This is a genomic window from Dactylosporangium maewongense (assembly GCF_039531485.1).
Classification (GTDB): Bacteria; Actinomycetota; Actinomycetes; order Mycobacteriales; family Micromonosporaceae; genus Dactylosporangium; species Dactylosporangium maewongense.
Map to the genome: position 1 here is coordinate 1 of NZ_BAAAQD010000115.1, position 523 is coordinate 523.

Genomic DNA, 523 nt, shown 5'->3' on the forward strand with positions numbered 1-523 from the left:
AGCGGTGGGTGCGGGTGGTGGAGGCCGTGCTGGCCGACCCGTCGGCACGGGTGTCGGCGGTCAGTGTGCTGGACGCCGCCGAGCTGGACCGGGTGCTGCACGAGTGGAACGACACGGCGGTCGAGGTGCCGGCGGCGACGTTGCCGGGGTTGTTCGCCCAACAGGTGGCCCGCACGCCCGACGTGCCGGCGCTGGTGTTCGAGGGTGAGTCGCTGTCCTACGCGGAGCTGGACGGTCGCGCGAACCGTCTGGCCCGTCAGCTGATCGAGTGCGGTGTCGGCGTGGACTCCGTCGTCGGTGTGTCCCTGCCCCGTGGCTTCGACATGGTGGTGGCGTTGCTGGCGGTGCACAAGGCCGGCGGCGCGTATCTGCCGATCGACCCGGATCTGCCGGCGGAGCGGGTCGCGTTCATGGTCGCGGACGCGGGCGCGGTGTGTGTGATCTCGGAGGTGCCCCGGTCCGGTTCGGACACGGCTCCCGATGTCGCGGTGCTGCCCGGTCACGCGGCGTACGTCATCTACAC

At 71.5% G+C, this 523-nt stretch carries 1 protein-coding gene; it reads left to right on the forward strand.

All coding sequences use genetic code 11. The annotated features are described in order from the left end of the window. Positions 1-17: 17 nt before the first annotated feature. Positions 18-523, forward strand: a 506-nt coding sequence (locus tag ABD332_RS59980; protein WP_344516126.1) for an AMP-binding protein, incomplete at its 3' end; no start/stop codon positions are given.